We start from the raw sequence: 20,203 nt of genomic DNA, 5'->3' as shown, positions 1-20,203 counted from the left end.
TCTGGCGGGGCTCCTCTTACCGGATTCCGCCTTGCTGCTGCGACGCTCCGATGTAAGCGCTTTACACCTTTTCTACCTGCCCGAACTCCAGCTCCACCGGAGTTGCGCGGCCGAAGATGGTGACAGAGACACGCACCTTCGATTTTTCGTAGTTGACTTCTTCGACGTTGCCGTTGAAGTCGGTGAACGGGCCTTCCTTGATCCGGACCTGCTCGCCCACTTCATACAGGACTTTCGGACGCGGCTTTTCGACGCCTTCCTGGACCTGCTGCATGATCTTGTCGATCTCGCGCGCCGGGATCGGCGTCGGCTTGTTCGACTTGCCACCGATGAAGCCGGTGACCTTGCTGGTGTTCTTGACCAGGTGCCAGGTCTCGTCGGTCATTTCCATCTCAACCAGGACATAGCCCGGGAAGAAACGACGCTCGGAAACGGCCTTGGTGCCGTTACGCATCTCGACTACTTCTTCGGTCGGCACCAGGATGCGGCCGAACTGCTCCTGCATGCCGGCGCGCTCGATGCGCTCGGTAAGTGCGCGCATGACGCTCTTTTCCATGCCGGAGTAGACGTGGACGACGTACCAGCGCTTGTTGCTGACCGGGACACTCACGGGAGCCGCACCAGCGTCTTGCGCCGGGTCGTTGCCCGGCGCGTTGTCTTGCACGTTATCGCTCATCAGTTTTTCCATCCCAGGACCAGGTCGTACAACAGGAACTCCAACACCTTATCCGTGCCCCACAGGAAGATCGCGGTGACGACCACGAAGGCGAACACGATGCCGGTGATCTGGGTGGCTTCCCGACGGGTAGGCCAGACGACTTTCTTGGTCTCGCGCACCGACTCCTTGGCGAAGCTCAGGAAATCACGACCGGTGGTCGAAGTCCACAAAAGCAGGACAGCAAAAACTAAACCAGCCACGAGGGCGCCGGCGGCGACCAAGGCTGGTTTGTTCTGGCCTTTCAGGTAAAAGAACCCGACAACGCCTGCAATCGTGGCAACTACCGCCAGTGCGACCTTGAACTTGTCATTCGAGGTGCTGACAGTTTGCACGGATTGATTGGACATTCTTCTTTACTTTCGGTGCTGCGCACCAGAATTCGGTGGCAGGGGCGGAGGGAATCGAACCCGCGACCTTCGGTTTTGGAGACCGACGCTCTGCCAATTGAGCTACACCCCTACGAAAACTTCTCGCTGAATCCAGCATTATACATGGTACGCGCGCACCAGGCAATGCTGTTCGAGGGAAGCGTTGTTCCGCCTCCCTCGGTCATCACGTATTAGGCGATGATCTTGGCAACCACGCCGGCGCCGACGGTACGGCCACCTTCGCGGATTGCGAAACGCAGGCCTTCTTCCATCGCGATCGGAGCGATCAGCTTGACGGTGATCGACACGTTGTCGCCTGGCATGACCATTTCTTTGTCGGCCGGCAGCACGATCGAACCGGTCACGTCAGTCGTACGGAAGTAGAACTGCGGACGGTAGTTGTTGAAGAACGGGGTGTGACGGCCGCCTTCGTCTTTCGACAGGACGTACACTTCGCCGGTGAAGTCGGTGTGCGGCTTGATCGAGCCCGGCTTGGCCAGGACCTGGCCACGCTGGACGTCTTCACGCTTGGTACCGCGCAGCAGCAGGCCGACGTTGTCGCCAGCTTGACCCTGGTCCAGCAGCTTGCGGAACATTTCCACGCCGGTGCAGGTGGTCTTGACGGTGTCGACGATACCGACGATTTCGATCTCTTCGCCGACCTTGATCACGCCGCGCTCGACACGACCGGTCACCACGGTACCGCGGCCCGAGATCGAGAACACGTCTTCCACCGGCATCAGGAAGGCGCCGTCAACGGCACGTTCCGGGGTCGGGATGTAGGTGTCGAGGGCTTCAGCCAGTTGCATGATGCACTCTTCGCCCAGCGGACCCGGCTGACCTTCCAGGGCCATACGTGCCGAACCCTTGATGATTGGCAGGTCGTCGCCCGGGAACTCGTACTTCGACAGGAGCTCGCGCACTTCCATTTCGACCAGTTCCAGCAGTTCTGCGTCGTCGACCAGGTCGCACTTGTTCAGGAACACGATGATGTACGGAACGCCAACCTGACGCGCCAGGAGGATGTGCTCGCGGGTCTGCGGCATCGGGCCGTCGGCGGCCGAGCACACCAGGATCGCGCCGTCCATCTGCGCGGCACCGGTAATCATGTTCTTGATGTAGTCGGCGTGGCCTGGGCAGTCAACGTGCGCGTAGTGACGGTTTTCGGTTTCGTACTCGACGTGCGCGGTGTTGATGGTGATGCCGCGTGCCTTCTCTTCCGGAGCCGCGTCGATCTGGTCGTAGGCCTTGGCTTCGCCGCCGAACTTCTTCGACAGAACGGTTGCGATTGCAGCCGTCAGGGTGGTTTTACCATGGTCAACGTGACCGATGGTGCCGACGTTGACGTGCGGCTTGGTCCGTTCGAATTTACCTTTTGCCATTTGAGACTCCTAAGATCTAACGATTTTTTTGAGAATTACCAGGCACACCTGACGGACAAGCGCTGCGGACTGCCGTACAAAATTCTGGTGCCCTTGACGTGGATTGAACACGTGGCCTCTCCCTTACCAAGGGAGTGCTCTACCACTGAGCTACAAGGGCTTGTTTTTTTGCGGTTAGAAACACCGCACACACTGGAGCGGGTGAAGGGAATCGAACCCTCGTCGTAAGCTTGGAAGGCTTCCGCTCTACCATTGAGCTACACCCGCGAGGCACAACTTTCAATTCCTTCGACTCTTCTTTTTGGTGGTGGGGGCTGGATTCGAACCAGCGTACTCAGAGAGGGCAGATTTACAGTCTGCTGCCTTTAACCACTCGGCCACCCCACCGCGAAGAACCGCAGAGTATGAAGCAAGCTCAACGTGTTGTCAACTATGTTTCACCGGACTTTGTCCGCTTCGCATAGCAGCGTTGCTTCGGGGCGTGATTGTAACGGGCGGGATGCAAAACCACAAGGGTGATTTCGCGGGAATTGCGGGGAACGCGAAAATGTCGCGTGCGCGGGGCGACGCGATGCGTCGCGAAAGTGCCGGCGAACCCCGAACGCGTGGGGTCTTTCAGTTCCGGACATTGTCCGAGATTACCCCGCCTTACGGCGCCAGCGCGGCCAGTACTTGCCCCTTGAGCGCCTTGATCAGGGCCGTCTCGTCCGGCGGCACGCCCTCCGGCGCGTCGGTGGTGCGGTCGCCATAAAACAGGCCCAGTTGCACCTTGCCCACCACCAGCGGCAGCACGATGAAACTGCGCGCATCGGGCAGCAGGTCGCGGTGCCATTCCGGCAGCAGGTCGCGGATCTTGGGGCTGGTGGCGTCCGAGATCATCAGGTCGGCATTGTTCTCCATCGCCAGGTGGAACAGGTCGCGCGTCGGCAGTACCGGGAAGGCGAAGCCGGCCTGGAGCCGGGCGCTGTCCGCGCCCAGTGCCAGCCGGGCCCGGTACTTGCCGCTACGCGCATCCTTCAGGCAAACGGTCGCGAAACGGAAACCGAGTGCGCCGTGCAGGGTCTCGAGCACCGCCAGCACCACGTCGTTGACCTTGCTGCCCGAGGCGCGCAGCTGCGTCACGTCCTGTACCCCGGCCAGCAGCAGGTCACGCGCATTCTTCGGCTTGCCGCTCGGGTAGCTGCCTTCCTGCTCGTCTTCGCCCGCATCCAGCGTCGCCAGCAGCAGCACGTTGGGCAGCCCGCGGCCCGGGTCCTGGGGCGCGCTCTTGGGCGCCGGCTGCATCTCCATGCTCTCCAGCAGCCCGCGCATGCTGTCCTGTACCGCCGCCATCAGGGCGTCCATCCGGATGCGGTCGAGCTCGAGCGCCTCGCCGTAGCGGGCCTGCAGCGCCAGCGCCTCCGGCGAACCCGACGGCTCGTGGGTGCGCGCCAGCAGGCGCGCCAGATCCAGGCTGAAGGCCGCGACCTGGCGCATCCACTCGCCGCGGCTGGCGGCCACCCGCACCGGGCCCGGACCGAGCGAGGCCTGGGCGCGCACGATCTGATCCGGCAGCTTCCATTCGGTCAGCACGGCCTGGGCCAGCGTCTCGTAGCTGCAGCCCAGGATCATCTGCGAGGCCTGCCCCACCGTGTGCTTGCCGGCCGCCACCAGGGCGCCGATCTCGCGGTAGCGCTCGTGCTCGTGGCTGGCCACCAGCAGCGGCCCCAGGTTCTTGAACAATGCGCAGATCGCCGCTTCCTCGGCGCCCTGGAAGGCGCTGTTGCGCGCCAGCTCGCGACCGACCAGGCTGGCGCACAGGGCCGCTTCCAGTTCGAGGCGCACGCTGCCGGCATGTTCCGAGCTGTCGAGGGCATCCACCAGCAGCATCGCCAGCGCGGTGGTGCGCACGTTGTCGAAGCCGAGCAGCGAGATCGCGCGCGAGATCGTGGTCACCGGGGTGCCGCCCACGGTGCGGTACTGGATCGTGTTCGACAGGCGCAGGATGCGCTGGGTAAGGGCCGGGTCGGACACCACGTAATAAGCCAGGTCGTGCGTGCCATGGTCTTCGCTGGATGCCATCTCGACCACGCGCGCGATCGAGGCGCCAAGGGCGAACATTTCCTGGTCGCCACAGACCTTGTGCATCAGCGCCGCGCGCACGCGGCGGGTCGCGCTCTCCGGCACCTGGGATTGATCAGTCATGTGCCGCTTTGTTCACCCTGCCGGTCGCGCGCATCATGCCGCCCTGCCCGCTTGCGCCGGCGCCGGCCGGACCGGGCGGCCCTGGGCGGTGCGCGCGTATTTTTTCAGTACCTGGTGGTGCAGCGCCGACAGCGCACCCAGCTTCGCATTGCCGGGGTCGAGCCTGCGCACGTTGCCGATCAGGACCACCGCCTGCTGGCCGAGCTTGTCGTCCCAGCCTTCGTGCTCGAGGCAGCGCAGGGTCGCCAGCGCGGCATTGAAGGCCACCGAGGGATTGTGCGGCAGCTTGGTGGCAGCTTCCTGCATCAGGCCGACCGCGCCCTTGTAGTCGCCGTTCCTGGCGCGCGCGGCGCCGTCGGCGACCAGGTCGACGACGTGCTGGCGGCTTTCCTGGGCCAGGGTGCGCGCCAGGTCGGGAAAGCCGGCCCCTTCCATCACGCTGACCGCGCGCGCCATGCCGGCCTCGTTGGCGGCGTTGCGCATCACGTCGCGCACCAGCTCGGCGCCGCCCTCTTCCATCTTGTTCTCGAGGCAGGTGCGGGCCAGTTCCAGCTTGATGTCGGCCGACAGCGACGGCGCTTCCTGGCAGGCGGCCAGGGCGCTGGCAAGCGCTTCGTTCAGGCGGCCTTCGTTGCCGGTGTACTCGTGCAGCAGGGCGGAGGAGATCGCGCTGCACAGCGGGGTGTTGGGGCGCCCGCCCATCGAGCGGTCGAGGTCGCGGATGACCGCGGCCGCGGCCACCGGATCGCCCTTCTTGACCAGCGTGCGCACCAGCTTGACATGATCTTCCGGATCGCGGAATTCGGAATACTTGGCCTTCGTGATCACCTGCTTGAAGGCTTTCTCCGCGGCGGCCGTGTCGCCCGCCTCGAAGGCTGTCTCGCCCAGCGTGCGCAGGCGGCGCACGGCATGCGGCGACACCGCCACCGCGTCGTTCAGCACGGCCTGCGACTTGTCCAGCTCGCCCACCGCGGCATGGGTGCGCGCCAGCCAGTCGTAGGCATCGACGAAGTTACGGTTGGTATCGACCAGTTCTTCGAGCATCCCCTTGGCTTCGTCGTACTGCTTGCGCAGGAACAGGGTCCTGGCCAGGCCCAGGCGCGCCCAGGCGATCGCCTTGAGGTCGATGAGCTTGCGGTAGATTGGCTCGGCGTGCTCCGGTTCGCCCAGGAACACGTGCAGTTCGGCGCGCAGGCGCAGGAAGTCGACCGCATAGCGCGGGTGGACCTGGGCACCCTCGATGCAGGCCTCGATCGCCTCGCGCTGGTCGCCCGCTTCCATCAGGGTATACACCGGCATGAAGGCGCTGCGCCGGTCGAGCGCGCGCGCAATGCGGTCCAGCAGGCGGTCGGCGGTAAAGGGCTTGAGGATGTAGTCGGTGGGAGCCAGCTCGGCGGCGCTGACCACCTTGCTGTGGTTGCCCTCGGCAGTCACCATGAAGAACATGGTCGAGAGCGGCATCAGCTTGTGGTGGCGCACGTCCTCGAGCAGCTGCTGGCCGTCCTGGCCGCCTTCGAGGTCGTATTCGCACAGGACCATGTCGAAGCTGCGCAGGCTCAGGTGCTTGATCGCCAGGTTCGATGAACTGGCATGCTCGATGCGCGTCAGGCCGCACATGTTGAGCATGGTGTGGATATTGGCGCGCATGCCCGAATGGGGCTCGATGATCAGCGCGGTGAGACCTTCCAGTTCGTTCATGGTTCCGTAAGCCTGCGTTGGGCATGGGCGAAGCCGCTGCATGGGCGGGCTGCATCGGCCCAGTATAGTACGGCTGGAAAATAAATAGTGAATCTGGGTAAAGACGCAGCGCAAAAGCGCTGGCCGCCAAGGGGGAGTGCGTTGAAAAAACCACAGCCGGCGACACCGGCGGGAAGCGGCCTGCGGCCCGCGTGGCCCGTCAGCCGCCCGGCGCCAAGGCGGCCGCCTGGCGCAGCGGGGGCTGCCCCGTGGCCGCCTCCGGGCAGGTGCCCTTGCCATCGGCGCCAAGGATGTTCTGGTAACGGACTTCGTAGCGGCCGGCGCTGAGCTTGTCGATCGTGAAACTGCCATGCGGCTGGACATAGGCGTGACGCACGTGGATGCGGCGGTCGAGGTCGTAGAGCTTGACGAAGATCGGCGAAGCGTTCGCACCATTGTCGATCTGCACCTGCATCTCCGCACCGTTGTTGCCGGCCGGGTAGCCCGGCAGGTAGCCCGATTCCGCCGGCCACGGGGCGCCGCCCGGCGCATGCAGGGTTTGCAGGCCAGTAGGGCAACCAGGGACGCGCGCCGGCACCGCCAGCTGGGCCACGGCCAGTGCCTTGACCTCGGGTGGTGGCGCCATGCCTTCGCCGCCGGCAGGGCGTGCCCAGCCTTCGGCATCGGCGCCGGGCTCGTCGGCACGCTCGGCGCGCTCGGATGCGGCGGCCTGGGCGGATGCGGATGCGAGGGTGGCAGCGGGAGTAGGCGCCGATACCGGCACCGGTGCCGGAACCGATACCGCGGCCGCCGGCTTGCCGGCCCAGGCCAGTGCCGCCGGCCAGCCCTCGCGTGGTGCCTCCAGCAGCAGCGCGGTGGCCCCGGCGCCGGCCACGAAGCAGCCCGCCAGGCCCAGCCACCAGCGCGGATCGCGCATCAGGCGCGGCCGCCGGCGCGCCGGCGCATCGGCGGAGTGCGGCTCCCAGTGGTCGGGACGGGACCGGCCGGCCTGGCCGCCGCCCTCTTCCGCGCCGCTGCTTTCCAGCCACTCGACTTCCCATTCTTCCGACGCGATCCATTCGTCGTGTTCCTTGCGGCGCACCGGGTCGGACAGGGTGTTGTAGGCAGTGTTGACGATCGCCATGATGCGGGCGGCCTTTTCGTCGCCCGGATTCTTGTCGGGATGGTATTTCTGGCTGAGGGCCTTGTATGCCGCACGAATGACTTCCGCAGGCGCGCCGCGCGCGACCTTCAGGTTGTCGTAGTGGGTATGGATCTTGGCCATGTTTTCAAGGGTGCGCCTGTTCCGCCGTACGGACAGGCCGGTGGTACAGCTTAGCCGGATTTGTATCCGGAGCGCAAGATGTCCGGCATCCTAGAGCCGGTGGCTACGGTCGGCCCGCGCCAGCGCCTCCGGCAGCGCCACTCCCTGCCCCACCACCAGCACCTTGAACAGCTCGCCCATCTCGGCCGGCGAGACCAGCTTCTGCACCGCCCGCGACTGTGGCAGGAAGCGCAGCGCGTCCTCGGGGCTGGTGGCCAGCAGCAGTTCGCCGATGCCGCAGCCGAGCAGGAAGGAGGCCTGGTTCATGTAGGCCAGCACCGGCAGGCCGGCGTCCTGGGACGCCAGCGCCATCGCAGTGAAGTCCACGTGCGCCGTGATGTCCTGCAGGCCCGGCAGGTAGAACGGGTCCGGGTGGGCGTGGTGGCGGTAATGGCACATCAGGGTGCCGCCGACGCGCTGGTCGAGGTAGTACTCGTGCGCCGGGAAGCCGTAGTCGAACAGGAAGGCGGCGCCGCGGCCGTCCCGCATCATGGCGGCCAGCGAGGCCATGAAGCCTTCGGCCACCGGGTGGATCTCGGTAAGGTAGCCGTCCGGCAGCGCCTCGGCATCCGGGACCTGGCGCGCCAGCTGGGCCGCCAGCGCTTCCGGCAGCGCCGCCTGCACGAAGGCGAAGGCGCCGTCCGTGACGGTGACCATCTGGCGCTGCCAGCGGCCGTCCTGGCGGATCACGAGTTCGACCGGCATCGCGTCGAGCACTTCGTTGGCCAGCACCACGCCGCTGAATGCATCCGGCATGGCGTCCAGCCAGCGCACCTGCGGCAGGTCTTGCAAGGCTTCCTGCTGGCGCGCGCGCAGCTCGCCGGAAAGCTCGATGATGGTGTACGACTGCACGGCCACGCCCAGTTCGTCCAGGGCGGCAAGCACGTCGCGCGCCAGCTTGCCGGTGCCGGCGCCGAATTCGATGATCTCGGGCGCGCTTTGGGCGATAATAGCGGCTGCCGCGCGCGCCAGGGCCGCGCCGAACAGGGGCGAGATCTCGGGCGCGGTGGTGAAGTCGCCGCTCGCGCCCAGCTTGGAGGCGCCGCCGCTGTAGTACCCGAGCCTGGGCGCATACAGCGCCAGTTCCATGAACCGCGAAAACGCGATCGCCCCGCCGTGTGCTTCGATGTCGGCGGCGATCAGCTGTTGCAGGGACTGGGACGCGGCGAGCGCGTCGGGGGTGGGTGCGGGCAGGGACATGCCGGCATTGTAGCGAAACGGCCTGCCGGCAGCCAAACACACGCAAACATCGACATCAGCACAGCCACTTCGCACAGGTCCAGCATGACGCCATTCCTTTCCGCCAGCATTCCCAAGGTCGCCCTGGTGACGGGCGCCGGCCGCCGCCTGGGGCGCGCGATCGCGCTCGGGCTGGCCGCGGCCGGCTGGGACGTGGCCGTGCACTACCGCCTGTCGGAGCGTGAAGCGCAGGATACGGCCGGGGCCATCCGCGCCCTCGGCCGGCGCGCTGCCCTGTTCCAGTGCGATCTGCTGGACCAGGACGCGGTGCGCGCCCTGCCGGCCCGCGTGGCCGCCGAACTGGGGCGCCTGGATTGCATCGTCAACAATGCCTCGTTGTTCGAATACGACAGTGCCACCGGGTTTTCGCCCGCCCTGCTGGCCAGCCACATGGGCGCGAATCTCACTGCGCCGCTGCTGCTGGCCCAGGCCCTGCACGCCATGACCGCGGCGGACAGCCAGGCCGTGGTCGTGAACTTGCTGGACCAGAAACTGTACAATCTCAACCCGGATTTTCTGTCGTACACGCTGTCGAAAGCGGCCCTGCACACGGCCACCACGATGCTGGCCCAGGCACTGGCGCCGCGCCTGCGGGTGGTGGGCGTGGCGCCCGGCCTTACCCTGGTCTCGGGCGAGCAGAGCGAGGAAGGCTTCGCCCAGGCGCACCGGATGACGCCGCTGCAGCGTTCCTCGACCCCGCAGGACATCGCCGAGGCCGTGGTCTATGCGGCCGGTGCGCGCGCGCTGACCGGCACCACGCTGCTGGTCGATGGCGGCCAGCACCTGGCGCCATTATCACGCGACGTAATGTTCCTCACTGAAAACAATCAATATTCCTAATAAGGCTTTAGCATGTTATCCGCCCTGATTCACCCGAGCTTGCGCGACTGTCGCCGGCTATTCCTGCGCAACTACGAAGTGATGATCAATATCGGCGTGCACGATTTCGAGAAGAAGGCGGAGCAGCGGGTCCTGATCAACGTCGACCTCTACATTCCGCTGGAACAGTCCACCCCGAAGGCCGACCAGCTGGCGGAAGTGGTCGACTATGACTTCATGCGCGAAACCATCGCGCAGCGTATCGCCAGGGGCCACATCCACCTGCAGGAAACCCTGTGCGACGACATGGTCAAGGCGATGCTGACCCACCCGCGCGTGCGCGCGGCGCGGGTGTCGACCATGAAGCCCGACGTCTACCCGGATTGCGAAGGCGTGGGCGTGGAAGTGTTCCAGATGAAGGAAGCAGCATGAGCGAAGCGGATTTCGACCAGGTGAATGCCGACGCGAAGAAGGCGGACAAGATCGCCTACGAGAACAACAAGCTGCACAAGCGCCTGTGCCGCCTGGTCGGCCAGGCCATCGGCGACTTCAACATGATCGAGGATGGCGACAAGGTGATGGTCTGCCTGTCGGGCGGCAAGGACAGCTATGCCCTGCTGGACATCCTGATGACCCTCCGCGAGCGCGCGCCGATCCACTTCGACATCGTCGCGGTCAACCTCGACCAGAAGCAGCCGAACTTCCCGGCCGAGATCCTGCCGGCCTACCTCGAGAAGCTGGGCATCCCGTACCACATCGAAAACCAGGACACCTACAGCATCGTCAAGCGCCTGGTCCCGGAGGGTAAAACCACCTGCTCGCTGTGCTCGCGCCTGCGGCGCGGCATCCTGTACCGCGTGGCGGACGAGCTGGGCTGCAACAAGATCGCCCTCGGCCACCACCGCGACGACATCCTGGAAACCTTCTTCCTGAACATGTTCTTCGGCGGGAAGCTGAAGGGCATGCCGGCCAAGCTGGTCTCGGACGATGGCAAGCACATGGTGATCCGCCCGCTGGCCTACGTGAAGGAAGCCGATACCGAGCGCTATGCGGAAGTGAAAGGCTTCCCGATCATTCCGTGCGACCTGTGCGGTTCGCAGGAAAACCTGCAGCGCAAGCAGATCAAGGCCATGCTGCGCGACTGGGAAAAGAAGCATCCGGGCCGGGTGGAAAACGTGTTCTCGTCGCTCTCCACCGTGGTGCCTTCGCACCTGCAGGACCGCAGCCTGTTCGGCTTCGTCGACCTGAAGACCGACGGCGTGCCGAATCCGCTGGGCGACATCGCCTTCGACGAGGAGCCGTGCTCGACGCCGGCGCCGAACACGATCTCGCTGACCCAGCTCTGATCGAACGGGCCGCGCAGCCGGCCCGGCGCGTGGACCAACGCGGCGTGGGCGCGCCGGCCGGCATCGGCTGTCGCATCCCGGCCGCGGCGTGCTACGCTCCTCTTTTCGCTTGGCTTCAATACGAGGACTCCATGAAACTGCCCGCCCGCCTGTTCCGCTGCCTGTCGCTCAGCCTGGCCATGCTCGCGCCCTGCGCGGCCTTCGCCGAACCAAGCGCCATCTACCTGGTGCGCCACGGGGAAAAGGCGACCGCGGACCAGGACCCGGCGCTGACCACGCAAGGCCAGAAACGGGCACAGGTCATCGCCGCCATCCTGGGGCGCACCGGCATCACCAGCATCCACAGCACACCGACCCAGCGCACGCGCCAGACCGCGCAGCCGCTGGCCCAGCGCCTGGGCATCGAGGTGCAGCTGTACGACCCGGGCGCGCCGAAGGCGCTGGTGGAGAAAGTGAAGACGCTGTCGGGCCCGGTACTGGTGGTGGGCCATTCGAATACCTTGCCCGAGCTGGTGCGCCTGTTTGGCGGCGCGCCCGGCGGCGACATCGGCGACGACGAATACGACCGCCTGTACCAGCTCACCCCTGGCGCCGATGGTGCGGTCCGCACCGTCCTGCTCAGCTCTCCGATGCTGCCCTGAACCGCGCACGCGCCAGGGACGCACAGCGATCCGGCTAGATTGAAGCATTGTCGCAACGAATGGAAAACCGGAAAACCGGTAATTCCAATGCTTCGCGCCATCGGTTACGATGCGTACAGAATTTAGAACGGAGCTGATTGTGGACTTGTCGCAGGCGCGTTTCGAGCGCGCCATCAACCTGATTTACGACACGCTGGACGACCGTGCCTCCTGGCGAAGCGTGCTCGAGTGCCTGCACGAGGCGGTGGGCGGACGTGCCGTCCACCTGCTCGCCTTCGACGCCAGGCACGGCACCCTGTCGTTCAGCGACGGGGCCGACATGGCGCCGCAGATCGACCTGGAATACATCCAGAAATACCAGTTCATCGACCCGCGCGTGGCACTGCTGCGCAGTGCCTGGCCGGACACATGGCTGCATTGTCACGAGCATTTCGACGACGCCTTCGTCGCCGGCGATCCTTTCTACCAGGGCTTCCTGATTCCGCACGGCGCGCGCTACCTGAGCATCTGCAAGCTGGTCGAGAACAGCGAAGCGACGGTGATGCTGGCCTTCCTGCGCCGTCCCGGCGAAGGCCCGCTGCCGCCCGATGCCCTGGCCTTCCTGGACCGCCTGCGCCCCCACATGGAGCGCGCCGCGCGCATGGGTCTGGCCCGCTTCGTGTATTCGGCCCAGGCCCTGGTCGGCCACGCCCTGGTCGACCGGCTGCGCCAGCCCGTGATGCTCCTGACCACCGAGGGCGACGTAGTGCTGGCCAACGAGGCCGCGCGCCGCCTGCTTGGTGCCACCAGCCTGGCGCAGCTGGACGGCCGGCGTCTGGTGCTGCCGCAAGCCTACCACCGTCTTTTCCTGGAGCAGTGCGCGGCGCTGGAACACCAGATGCGCAGCGGCGAGGCCGATGGCCGGGACTTCCGTACGCTGCCCATGCGCAGCGGACCGGGCGAGGCGCCCGACGTGCTGTATGGCTTCTTTTCGCTGCTGGTGCCGGAACGGACCATGGGCAGTTTTGGACTGCGGCCGCTGGTGATGCTGTTCTTCTATCACCCGGGGTCGGCCCAGGAGATCGACTCGGCCCTGCTCACGGCCGCCTTCGGCCTGTCGCATGCGGAGTCGCGGGTGGCGGCGCTGCTGGCCGACGGCGTGCCGCTCAAGGGCATCGCCGACGCGCTTGGCGTGCAGTATGACACGGTGCGCAAGCAGCTCGTGTCGATCTACCAGAAGACCGCCACCAACCGCCAGCCGGAACTGGTGCGGCTCCTGATGAACCTGCCGGCGTCGGCGGTGCGGCGTGCGCTCAGGGAGCCGTCGCCGTGCGCAGGACCGGGTACAGGTTGAAGCGCTCGTCCCAGGATGCATGGCGGCGCGCGAAGAATTCCAGGCGCGCGTGCGGATTCTTCGCGAACGCCGGATCGGTCTCGATGCGGCGCTTGAATTCCGCAGCCAGCGCCGGGTCGGCCGCCATCTGCTCGCGCGCCACTTCCTCGGCCACGTATTCCTCCATGTACTCCTTGCGCTCGTAGGCGTTGTTGAAGAAGCCCCAGGCCAGCAGCGAGTCCGGCGCCTGCGGCTCCAGCATCGCCACCACCAGGCGCGCCTTGGGCTGGTTCACCGGCACGAACAGCGCGCCCTTGGCCACCGCACGCGCCTCGGCCTTCCACGCGCCCTCCAGGCTCAGGCGCTGGTGCGATTCGAAGGAAGTGGCGCTGAAGCTCGCCTTGTCGGCGCGGAAGGTCTCGGCATCGAGCTGCGCGATTGCGCGGTCCAGGCGGCGGAAGGCGATGCCGTGCAGCGCCAGCTTGCCCGCCACCAGGTCGGCATGGGCGGCCGGTACGATGTAGCCGGCGCGCGGCGCCGCGATCACGCGGTCCGGCACCACATCCTCGCGCAGCGGCACGCGCCAGACCTGCGGCTTGCTTTCGTCATAGCGCGTCATCAGGATGCCCGACACATCGGACTCGGTGCGGGTGTACGCATAGCCCTGGAAATCGACCATGCGGCTGTTCTCGGTGGTGCGGTAGGTGAGCGCCACCGGAGCCCCCGCCAGCCGCGATGCGCGCGCATCGGCCGCGGCAGCCGCAAGCAGCCAGTCCTTGCCGTTCCTGGCCACCTGCTCGAGGATCGAGACCACCGTGTTGTGGGTGACCCGTACCCGGGTCGGGTAGTCCTTCCACGAATGGGTCTCGACCAGCAGGGCCATGCGGTTACGCAGCGGGAAGTAGCCGGTCGAGAAGCGCGGGTCCGAGACGCTGTCCACGAAGCCCGACTGCGGGTCGTCGGTCCTGGCGAAGGACATGTAGTAGGACTGCGGGGTCGATCCCTGCTTGGCGATGTCGGCGATCACGCCCGAGCGCAGGGCCAGGCCGGCCTTGCGCAATTCCGGGTCGCCCGCATACACCGGCTCGACCTGGATCGAGACGTCGTGCTGGAACTTGGCGCCGTCGGTCACGTGCAGGTCGACGTAGGTCAGCGGGTCCCAGGCGTTCACCAGTTTCAGCATCGCCCCCATCTCGGGCGAGTCGGCCTTCACGTAGTCGCGGTTCAGGTTGAAGTTCTGGGCCGTCGTGCGCCAGCCCATCTCGACCGGGCCGCGCTGGTTCGGGCGGTTCCACTTGCCGAAGCGCTCGTGGCCGTCGACGTTGAACACCGGGATGAACAGCAGCACCTGCTTGTCCAGGGCGCCCCTGGCCAGCTTGCCGTCGAGGGTCTCGCGCAGGGCCAGGAAGCCGGCATCCTTGCCATCGATCTCGCCGGCATGGATGCCGCCCTGGATCAGGGTGACGGGCAAGCCCTGCTTCTTCGCCGCCTGCGGCGTGAACGCTCCGGTGTTCGATACCACCAGGGCCAGCATCGGCCGGCCTTCCGGCGTGCGGCCGAACTCGGTGCATTTCACCCGTTTCGGATAGGCCTTCTGGAAATCCGCGCACAGCTTGACGACTTCCTCGTAGCGGCCGGTGGCCTGGAAGCCCGAGCGCTCGGACACGGTCGTGAGGTCGGGGGCGGCATGGGCCAGGGGCAGCGCGGCCAGCAGGGACAGCAGCAGGGCGGAACGGATCATCGGAAGACTCCAGCAATCGACGGGTGGCAAAGCCGAAGATTATAGTCCTGTTTCCACAATGAAAACGGCCCGCACTGGCGGGCCATATCACGCGGGTGTGCGTCTCCCTAGCGTGGTTTCGTCAGGATCGAGATTTCCCTGGCCGGATGGCGCACCAGCTCCATCGGCACCTGGCGCGCGCGGCTGGCCGGCGGGCAGGTGCCGGTTTCGCGGTAGCTCAGGGCGGCAGCCAGCAGGCCTTCGCTGCGGTCGCCCAGCGGTTTGGACAGGTCGTCGGCCACCTGGCAGGTCGCGGCCAGGCCGTCCGCGTAGTCGCCGAATCCCTTGTTGTTCACGCTCTTGAACTCGATCGCGAAATAGGTCGTTCCGCAGTTCGGCACCGGCGTGAAGCCGTAGGGCTTGCCGCAGGTCTGGCTGCCGATCACATCGACCTGGATGTCGGCGCCGCGCAGGCCGTTGATCACCGACTCGCTGGCCGAGCAGGTGCCGGGCGTGGTAAGGACGGTGACACGGTTCAGGCCCAGGTAGGGCAGCGGCGTACCGGCGCGCACCGGATTCGGGGAACTGAAGCCATAGGCGCTGCCCAGGAAGGGAATCGCCCCCTGCGGCGGGGTCTTGTCGTTGTATTGCTGGCGCGCGAAGATCTTGCCGGCGGTCTGGGACGGGCCGGCGATCATGTAGGACAGCTCGCTGGCGATGTACAGCAGGCCGCCGCCGTTGTAGCGCATGTCGAGCACGAGGTCGCTCACGCCGGCCACCTTGAAGGTGTTGAAGGCGTCCACCAGCTCTTTTTCCGACACCGCGTTATGGGTCTCGAAGCTGAGGTAGCCCACCTTGCCGGTCGGGGTGTCCAGCACCTGCACGTGCTTGACCGGATCGATGCGCACTTCGGCGCCCGTCATCGTCGCCTCGTAGCTGACGCTGCCGCGCTGCAGGGTGAAGCGGTGGGCGACGCCCGGCGTTTCCGGGAACAGGCCGGCGTTGATGGTGGTCACCGAGGCGGCGTCGGACGCGTTGACGAAGTCCACGCCATCGACCTTGACCAGCATGTCGCCGCGCTGCAGGCCGGCCGCGGCCGCGGGCGAACCCGGCTCCACCAGCGTCACCAGCCAGGTGCGCGGCGCGGTCGAGCTGTTGCGCTTCCAGGTCACGCCGTAGCCGAGGTCGATGCCGGCCTCGTTCAGCTTGTCCCACTCCTCGGTGGTATAGGTGAAGTGATACTTGTCCTTCGGCTGGCCCGATGGGGTCAGCGCCGAAGTCTTGAGCACGTTGAAATAGTCGACGGGATTGGTGAAGTCCGCCATCTTGAAGGTGTTCGGGACTTCGTTGTACCAGAGGTAGGATTCATTGATCCAGGCGCGCAGGAACTTCAGCTCGTCGAGCAGGGTGCCCTGCTTGTCCGGGAAGGGCTTGCCCTGGAAGTCCACGCCGGTGCGCGGCACCGCGCAGCGGTTCCAGTAGGTGCCGAAAGCGTCGCCCAGCAGGTTCGGGTTCAGGTCTTCCGGGGTCGGGCCGCCGGTTGGCGTGGTGGGCGTGGTGGGGATGGTTGGCGTGCCCGGCTGCTGGCCGGTCTGGCCGGAACCCGTGGTGGCGCCGGGCGAACCGCCACCGCCGCCGCAACCGGCAAGGACCAGGGCTGCTGCCAGCAGCGAAACGAGCAGGCGGGGAGCGGTCGGCACACGACCATGTGCATATGGCGAGTTCATGCGTCCGATTATAGACGCCGGCCTTGGCGCGGAGTGCAACCAACTGTAACAGTTATTCTGATCGACAACAAAAAATGCCAGGAAGACAGACCGCGCTGGACGGCTTGCCTTCCTGGCATGGGCGCGAGAATTAACGCAAGATCAGGCCGCGCGTGCCGTGGCGGCGGGCAGGCCATGGAAGGCCGCGACCAGTGCCGCTTCCTTCTGCTTGGCCGCCTTCAGGTGGCGCTCCTTCACATGGCCATAGCCGCGGATGTCTTCCGGGATGCTGGCGATGGCGACCGCCTGCTGCAGGTTGCCGGCGTCCAGCTTCGGCAGCAGCGCTTCCACGGTGCGGCGGTAGTCGCCGATCAGGGCGCGCTCGGTGCGGCGCTCGGCGCTGTAGCCGAACACGTCGAACGGCGTGCCGCGCAGGCGCTTCAGCTTCGCCAGCACGCCGAAGGCCCCCATCATCCAGGAACCATACTCCTGCTTCAGCGCGCGGCCTTCCTTGTCGTGTTTCGCCAGCAGCGGCGGCGCCAGGTGGAACTTCAGCTTGATGTCGCCTTCGAACATGTTCGCGATCTTGGCCTTGAACGCCGGATCGGTATGCAGGCGCGCGACTTCGTACTCGTCCTTGTAGGCCATCAGCTTGTAGAAGTAGCGCGCGACCGATTCGGTCAGGCGGCTGCCCTTGCCCAGCTTCGCTTCCGCGGCGCGTACCTGGTCCACAAAAGCCTTGTACTGCGCGGCATAGGCGGCGTCCTGGTAGGCGGTGAGCAGCGCGACGCGGCGGGCGATGATGTCGTCCAGGCTCTCGGCGCGCTTGAACTCGATCACCTGGCTCGGCGTGGCCAGCTTGTTCACCGCGGCCAGGTCGTGGGCGGCGCTGCGGCCCCAGTGGAAGGCGGCCTTGTTGAAGGGCACCGAGACGCCGTTCAGCTCGATCGCCTTGAGCAGCGAGGCTTCCGTCAGGGGCACGCGGCCCTTCTGGAAGGCATAGCCCAGCATGAACATATTGGTGGCGATCGCATCGCCCATCAGGGCGGTGGCGATCCTGCCGGCATCGACGAAGTCCACATTGCCCTCGCCGCAGGCCTGCACGATGGCGCCCTTCGAGCCCTCGGCCGGGAACTGCCAGTCCGGGTTCTTCACGAAGGCCGCGGTGGTGGCGCCGGTGGAATTCACGGCGGCCCAGGTGCGGTCCTCGCCCATGCGGCTCAGGGCGTCGCGCGAGGCGGCGACGATCTGGTCGCAGCCGATCACGAGGTCGGCGCTGCCGGTGCCGACGCGGGTCGAGTGCAGGTCGGCCTGGTGTTCGGCCAGGCGCACGTGCGACATCACCGGGCCGCCTTTCTGGGCCAGGCCGGACTGGTCGAGCACGACGGCGCCCTTGCCTTCCACGTGGGCCGCCATCGCCAGGATCTGGCCGACGGTGACGACACCGGTGCCGCCGACACCGGCGACCAGGATGCCGAAGGGTTCGGCGACCTGCGGGATGGCCGGCATCGGCAGTGCCGGCGGCGTGGCCTCGGCAGTCGCCGCTTTCTTGGGCTTCTTCAGGCCGCCGCCTTCGACGGTGACGAAGCTCGGGCAGAAGCCCGAGACGCAGGAGAAATCCTTGTTGCAGGAGGACTGGTTGATCTGGCGCTTGCGGCCCAGTTCCGTTTCCAGCGGCTCGACCGACAGGCAGTTCGACTGCACCGAGCAGTCGCCGCAGCCTTCGCAGACGGCTTCGTTGATGACGGCGCGCTTGGCCGGGTCGGGGAACTCGCCTTTTTTCCGGCGACGGCGCTTTTCAGACGCGCAGGTCTGGTCGTAGATCACGGCCGAGACGCCCGGCATCTCGCGCAGTTCCTTCTGCACGTCCATCAGCTCGGCGCGGTGGCGCACGGTGACGCCTTCGGCCCAGGCATAGTCGGCCGGGTATTTGCCGGGTTCGTCGGTGACGACGATGATCGGGCGCACGCCTTCGGCGGCGATCTGGCGCGTGATCATGCCCGGGTCGAGCGGACCATCCACGTTCTGGCCGCCGGTCATGGCCACGGCATCGTTGTACAGGATCTTGTAGGTGATGTTGACCTTGGCCGCCACCGCCGCGCGGATCGCCAGGATGCCCGAGTGGAAGTAGGTGCCGTCACCCAGGTTCACGAACACGTGCTTCTCGTCGGTGAACGGGGACTGCCCGATCCAGGTCGTTCCTTCCGCGCCCATGTGGGTGAAGGTGGAGGTCTCGCGGTCCATCCACAGCACCATGTAGTGGCAGCCGATGCCGGCCATGGCGCGCGAGCCTTCAGGCACTTTGGTGGAACTGTTGTGCGGGCAGCCCGAGCAGAAATAGGGAATGCGGTCGGTCTGCGGGTTGGCCTTGGCCGGAATGGACTTGAGCACCAGCTCCTTGTTTTCCAGGTAGGCGATGCGCTGCTTCACGCGTTGCTCCACCGGGTGGCCGGCGCAGTAGTGCGAAATGCGCGAGGCGATGGCGCGCGCGATCTGCGCCGGGCTCAGCTCGTAGGTGGCGGGCAGCAGCCAGTCGCCGTGGCCCTTGCGGTCGCGGTTGCTCCATTCGCCGGTGTCGTCGAACTTGCCGACCACGCGTGGACGTTCGCCGTCCGGCAAGTTGTACAGCGCTTCCTTGAGCGCGTATTCCAGCACTTGCCGCTTCTCTTCGACCACCAGGATCTCGTCCAGGCCGCGCGCGAACGCATGCACGCCTTCCGATTCGAGCGGCCAGGTCATGCCGATTTTATAGAGGCGGATGCCAATATCGCGTGCCGCCTCCTCGTCGATGCCGAGGTCGGCCAAGGCCTGGCGCGTGTCCACATAGCTCTTGCCGGCCGTGATGATGCCGATCTTCGGCTGCGGGCTGTCCCAGATGATCCTGTTCAGCTTGTTCGCACGGGCATAGGCCAGGGCCGCATACCATTTATGGTTGTTCATGCGGACTTCCTGGTCCAGCACGGCGTCCGGCCAGCGGATGTTCAGGCCGCCCTCGGGCAGTGCGAAGTCGGTGGGCAGCTTGATCTGCACGCGGTCCGGGTCGAGGTCGACCACGGCGCCCGATTCGATGACGTCGGTCACGCACTTCATCGACACCCACAGGCCGGTGTAGCGGCTCATCGCCCAGGCGTGCAGGCCGTAGTCGAGGTATTCCTGGACCGACGACGGGTACAGCACCGGGATGCCGCAGGCGGTCAGGATGTGGTCGGACTGGTGCGCGGTGGACGAGGACTTGGCCGCGTGGTCGTCGCCGGCCAGTACCAGCACGCCGCCATGCTGCGAGGAGCCGGCGTTGTTGCCATGTTTAAAAACGTCGCCGCAGCGGTCCACGCCCGGGCCCTTGCCGTACCACATGGCAAACACGCCGTCGTACTTGGCGTCCTTGTACAGGTTGGTCTGCTGGGTACCCCAGACGGCGGTGGCCGCCAGGTCTTCGTTCATGCCCGGGTGGAACTTCACGTGGTGGGCGTCGAGGTGCTTCTTCGCCTTCATCGCGGTCTGGTCGACGGCGGTGACCGGCGAGCCGCGGTAGCCGGTGATGTAGCCGGCGGTGTTCAGGCCGGCCTTGAGGTCGCGCTCGCGCTGGAGCATGGGCAGGCGGATCAGGGCCTGGGTGCCGGTCATGAACGCGCGGCCGCGGGCCAAAGTCCACTTGTCGTCAAGGCTGATGTCGTGCTGGGGCAGCGCCAGCTCGGCGCGCTCGAGGGGTGCGTTCATGGGGTGTCTCCGTCAACTGTCGCGAGGGCTGCGGCAGGCACAGGGCTCTT

Annotated in this window: 15 protein-coding genes and 4 tRNA genes; 5 read left to right on the top strand and 14 right to left on the bottom strand. The window is 66.2% G+C overall.

The genetic code is table 11. From position 1 onward, the window contains the following. Positions 1-61: 61 nt before the first annotated feature. The 11 genes from nusG to LCI23_RS03430 all read right to left on the bottom strand — a co-directional run bounded on the left by nusG (position 62) and on the right by LCI23_RS03430 (position 8,853). Positions 62-676 carry a transcription termination/antitermination protein NusG gene (gene nusG, locus LCI23_RS03480; RefSeq protein ID WP_224944115.1) on the bottom strand — a complete coding sequence of 205 codons (615 nt, stop codon included), beginning with the start codon at positions 674-676 and terminating at the stop codon, positions 62-64. Continuing rightward, the gene (gene secE / locus LCI23_RS03475; protein WP_224944112.1) at positions 676-1,065 is read right to left on the bottom strand and encodes a preprotein translocase subunit SecE; all 390 of its coding nucleotides are present in this window, start codon (positions 1,063-1,065) and stop codon (positions 676-678) included. The genes nusG and secE overlap by 1 nt, the downstream gene beginning before the upstream one ends. Positions 1,066-1,101: 36 nt before the next feature. Beyond that, positions 1,102-1,177: transfer RNA gene (locus tag LCI23_RS03470), tRNA-Trp, on the bottom strand. A gap of 100 nt (positions 1,178-1,277) precedes the next feature. Beyond that, a complete protein-coding gene (gene tuf, locus LCI23_RS03465) occupies positions 1,278-2,468 on the bottom strand; it encodes an elongation factor Tu (RefSeq protein WP_224944110.1) in 1,191 nt (396 codons plus the stop codon). Positions 2,469-2,553: 85 nt separating this feature from the next. Further along, a tRNA-Thr gene (locus tag LCI23_RS03460) sits at positions 2,554-2,628 on the bottom strand. Between the two features lie 33 nt (positions 2,629-2,661). Then, a tRNA-Gly gene (locus LCI23_RS03455) sits at positions 2,662-2,735 on the bottom strand. A 35-nt stretch (positions 2,736-2,770) separates the two neighbouring features. Beyond that, positions 2,771-2,855: transfer RNA gene (locus LCI23_RS03450), tRNA-Tyr, on the bottom strand. A 261-nt stretch (positions 2,856-3,116) separates the two neighbouring features. Continuing rightward, positions 3,117-4,652, bottom strand: a complete 1,536-nt coding sequence (locus LCI23_RS03445; RefSeq protein WP_224944109.1) for an HDOD domain-containing protein — start codon at positions 4,650-4,652, stop codon at positions 3,117-3,119. A gap of 33 nt (positions 4,653-4,685) precedes the next feature. Beyond that, positions 4,686-6,350, bottom strand: coding sequence for a tetratricopeptide repeat-containing response regulator (locus LCI23_RS03440; RefSeq protein WP_224944108.1), 1,665 nt, complete (start codon positions 6,348-6,350; stop codon positions 4,686-4,688). A gap of 199 nt (positions 6,351-6,549) precedes the next feature. After that, positions 6,550-7,614 carry a J domain-containing protein gene (locus tag LCI23_RS03435; protein WP_224944107.1) on the bottom strand — a complete coding sequence of 355 codons (1,065 nt, stop codon included), beginning with the start codon at positions 7,612-7,614 and terminating at the stop codon, positions 6,550-6,552. Between the two features lie 90 nt (positions 7,615-7,704). Further along, positions 7,705-8,853 carry a class I SAM-dependent methyltransferase gene (locus LCI23_RS03430; protein ID WP_224944105.1) on the bottom strand — a complete coding sequence of 383 codons (1,149 nt, stop codon included), beginning with the start codon at positions 8,851-8,853 and terminating at the stop codon, positions 7,705-7,707. A gap of 84 nt (positions 8,854-8,937) precedes the next feature. On the opposite strand from LCI23_RS03430, the gene LCI23_RS03425 reads away from it, so the two are divergent. The 5 genes from LCI23_RS03425 (at position 8,938) to LCI23_RS03405 (ending at position 13,031) form a co-directional block, all read left to right on the top strand. After that, positions 8,938-9,732, top strand: coding sequence for an SDR family oxidoreductase (locus LCI23_RS03425; protein WP_224944103.1), 795 nt, complete (start codon positions 8,938-8,940; stop codon positions 9,730-9,732). Between the two features lie 12 nt (positions 9,733-9,744). Continuing rightward, positions 9,745-10,143: a dihydroneopterin aldolase gene (locus LCI23_RS03420; RefSeq protein WP_224944101.1), complete on the top strand. Its 399-nt coding sequence runs from the start codon at positions 9,745-9,747 to the stop codon at positions 10,141-10,143. Continuing rightward, positions 10,140-11,057, top strand: a complete 918-nt coding sequence (gene ttcA / locus LCI23_RS03415; RefSeq protein WP_224944098.1) for a tRNA 2-thiocytidine(32) synthetase TtcA — start codon at positions 10,140-10,142, stop codon at positions 11,055-11,057. The genes LCI23_RS03420 and ttcA overlap by 4 nt, the downstream gene beginning before the upstream one ends. A 131-nt stretch (positions 11,058-11,188) precedes the next feature. Beyond that, complete coding sequence (locus tag LCI23_RS03410) at positions 11,189-11,698, top strand: histidine phosphatase family protein (RefSeq protein WP_224944095.1); 510 nt, start codon at positions 11,189-11,191, stop codon at positions 11,696-11,698. Positions 11,699-11,837: 139 nt separating this feature from the next. Beyond that, entirely contained in the window at positions 11,838-13,031 is a 1,194-nt protein-coding gene (locus LCI23_RS03405) for a helix-turn-helix transcriptional regulator (protein ID WP_224944092.1), read from the top strand. Here LCI23_RS03405 and LCI23_RS03400 read toward each other — a convergent pair. From LCI23_RS03400 to LCI23_RS03390, 3 genes are all read right to left on the bottom strand, one after another. Further along, on the bottom strand, positions 12,991-14,751 hold the full coding sequence (locus LCI23_RS03400) for a M14 family metallopeptidase (protein WP_224944089.1): 1,761 nt from the start codon (positions 14,749-14,751) through the stop codon (positions 12,991-12,993). The two genes, LCI23_RS03405 and LCI23_RS03400, sit on opposite strands and share 41 nt — an antisense overlap. A 107-nt stretch (positions 14,752-14,858) precedes the next feature. Next, positions 14,859-16,430 carry a S41 family peptidase gene (locus LCI23_RS03395; RefSeq protein ID WP_224944086.1) on the bottom strand — a complete coding sequence of 524 codons (1,572 nt, stop codon included), beginning with the start codon at positions 16,428-16,430 and terminating at the stop codon, positions 14,859-14,861. Positions 16,431-16,598: 168 nt separating this feature from the next. Beyond that, positions 16,599-20,153 (bottom strand): indolepyruvate ferredoxin oxidoreductase family protein, encoded by a 3,555-nt coding sequence (locus tag LCI23_RS03390; RefSeq protein ID WP_224944072.1) that lies wholly within the window; start codon positions 20,151-20,153, stop codon positions 16,599-16,601. Positions 20,154-20,203: the final 50 nt, after the last annotated feature.

Origin of the sequence: Massilia sp. MS-15, from assembly GCF_020176695.1 — a bacterium.
Taxonomy (GTDB): Bacteria; Pseudomonadota; Gammaproteobacteria; order Burkholderiales; family Burkholderiaceae_D; genus Telluria; species Telluria hydrophila.
Note: the sequence above shows the minus strand (reverse complement) of the source record. Positions and strands in the feature narration are given on the sequence as shown.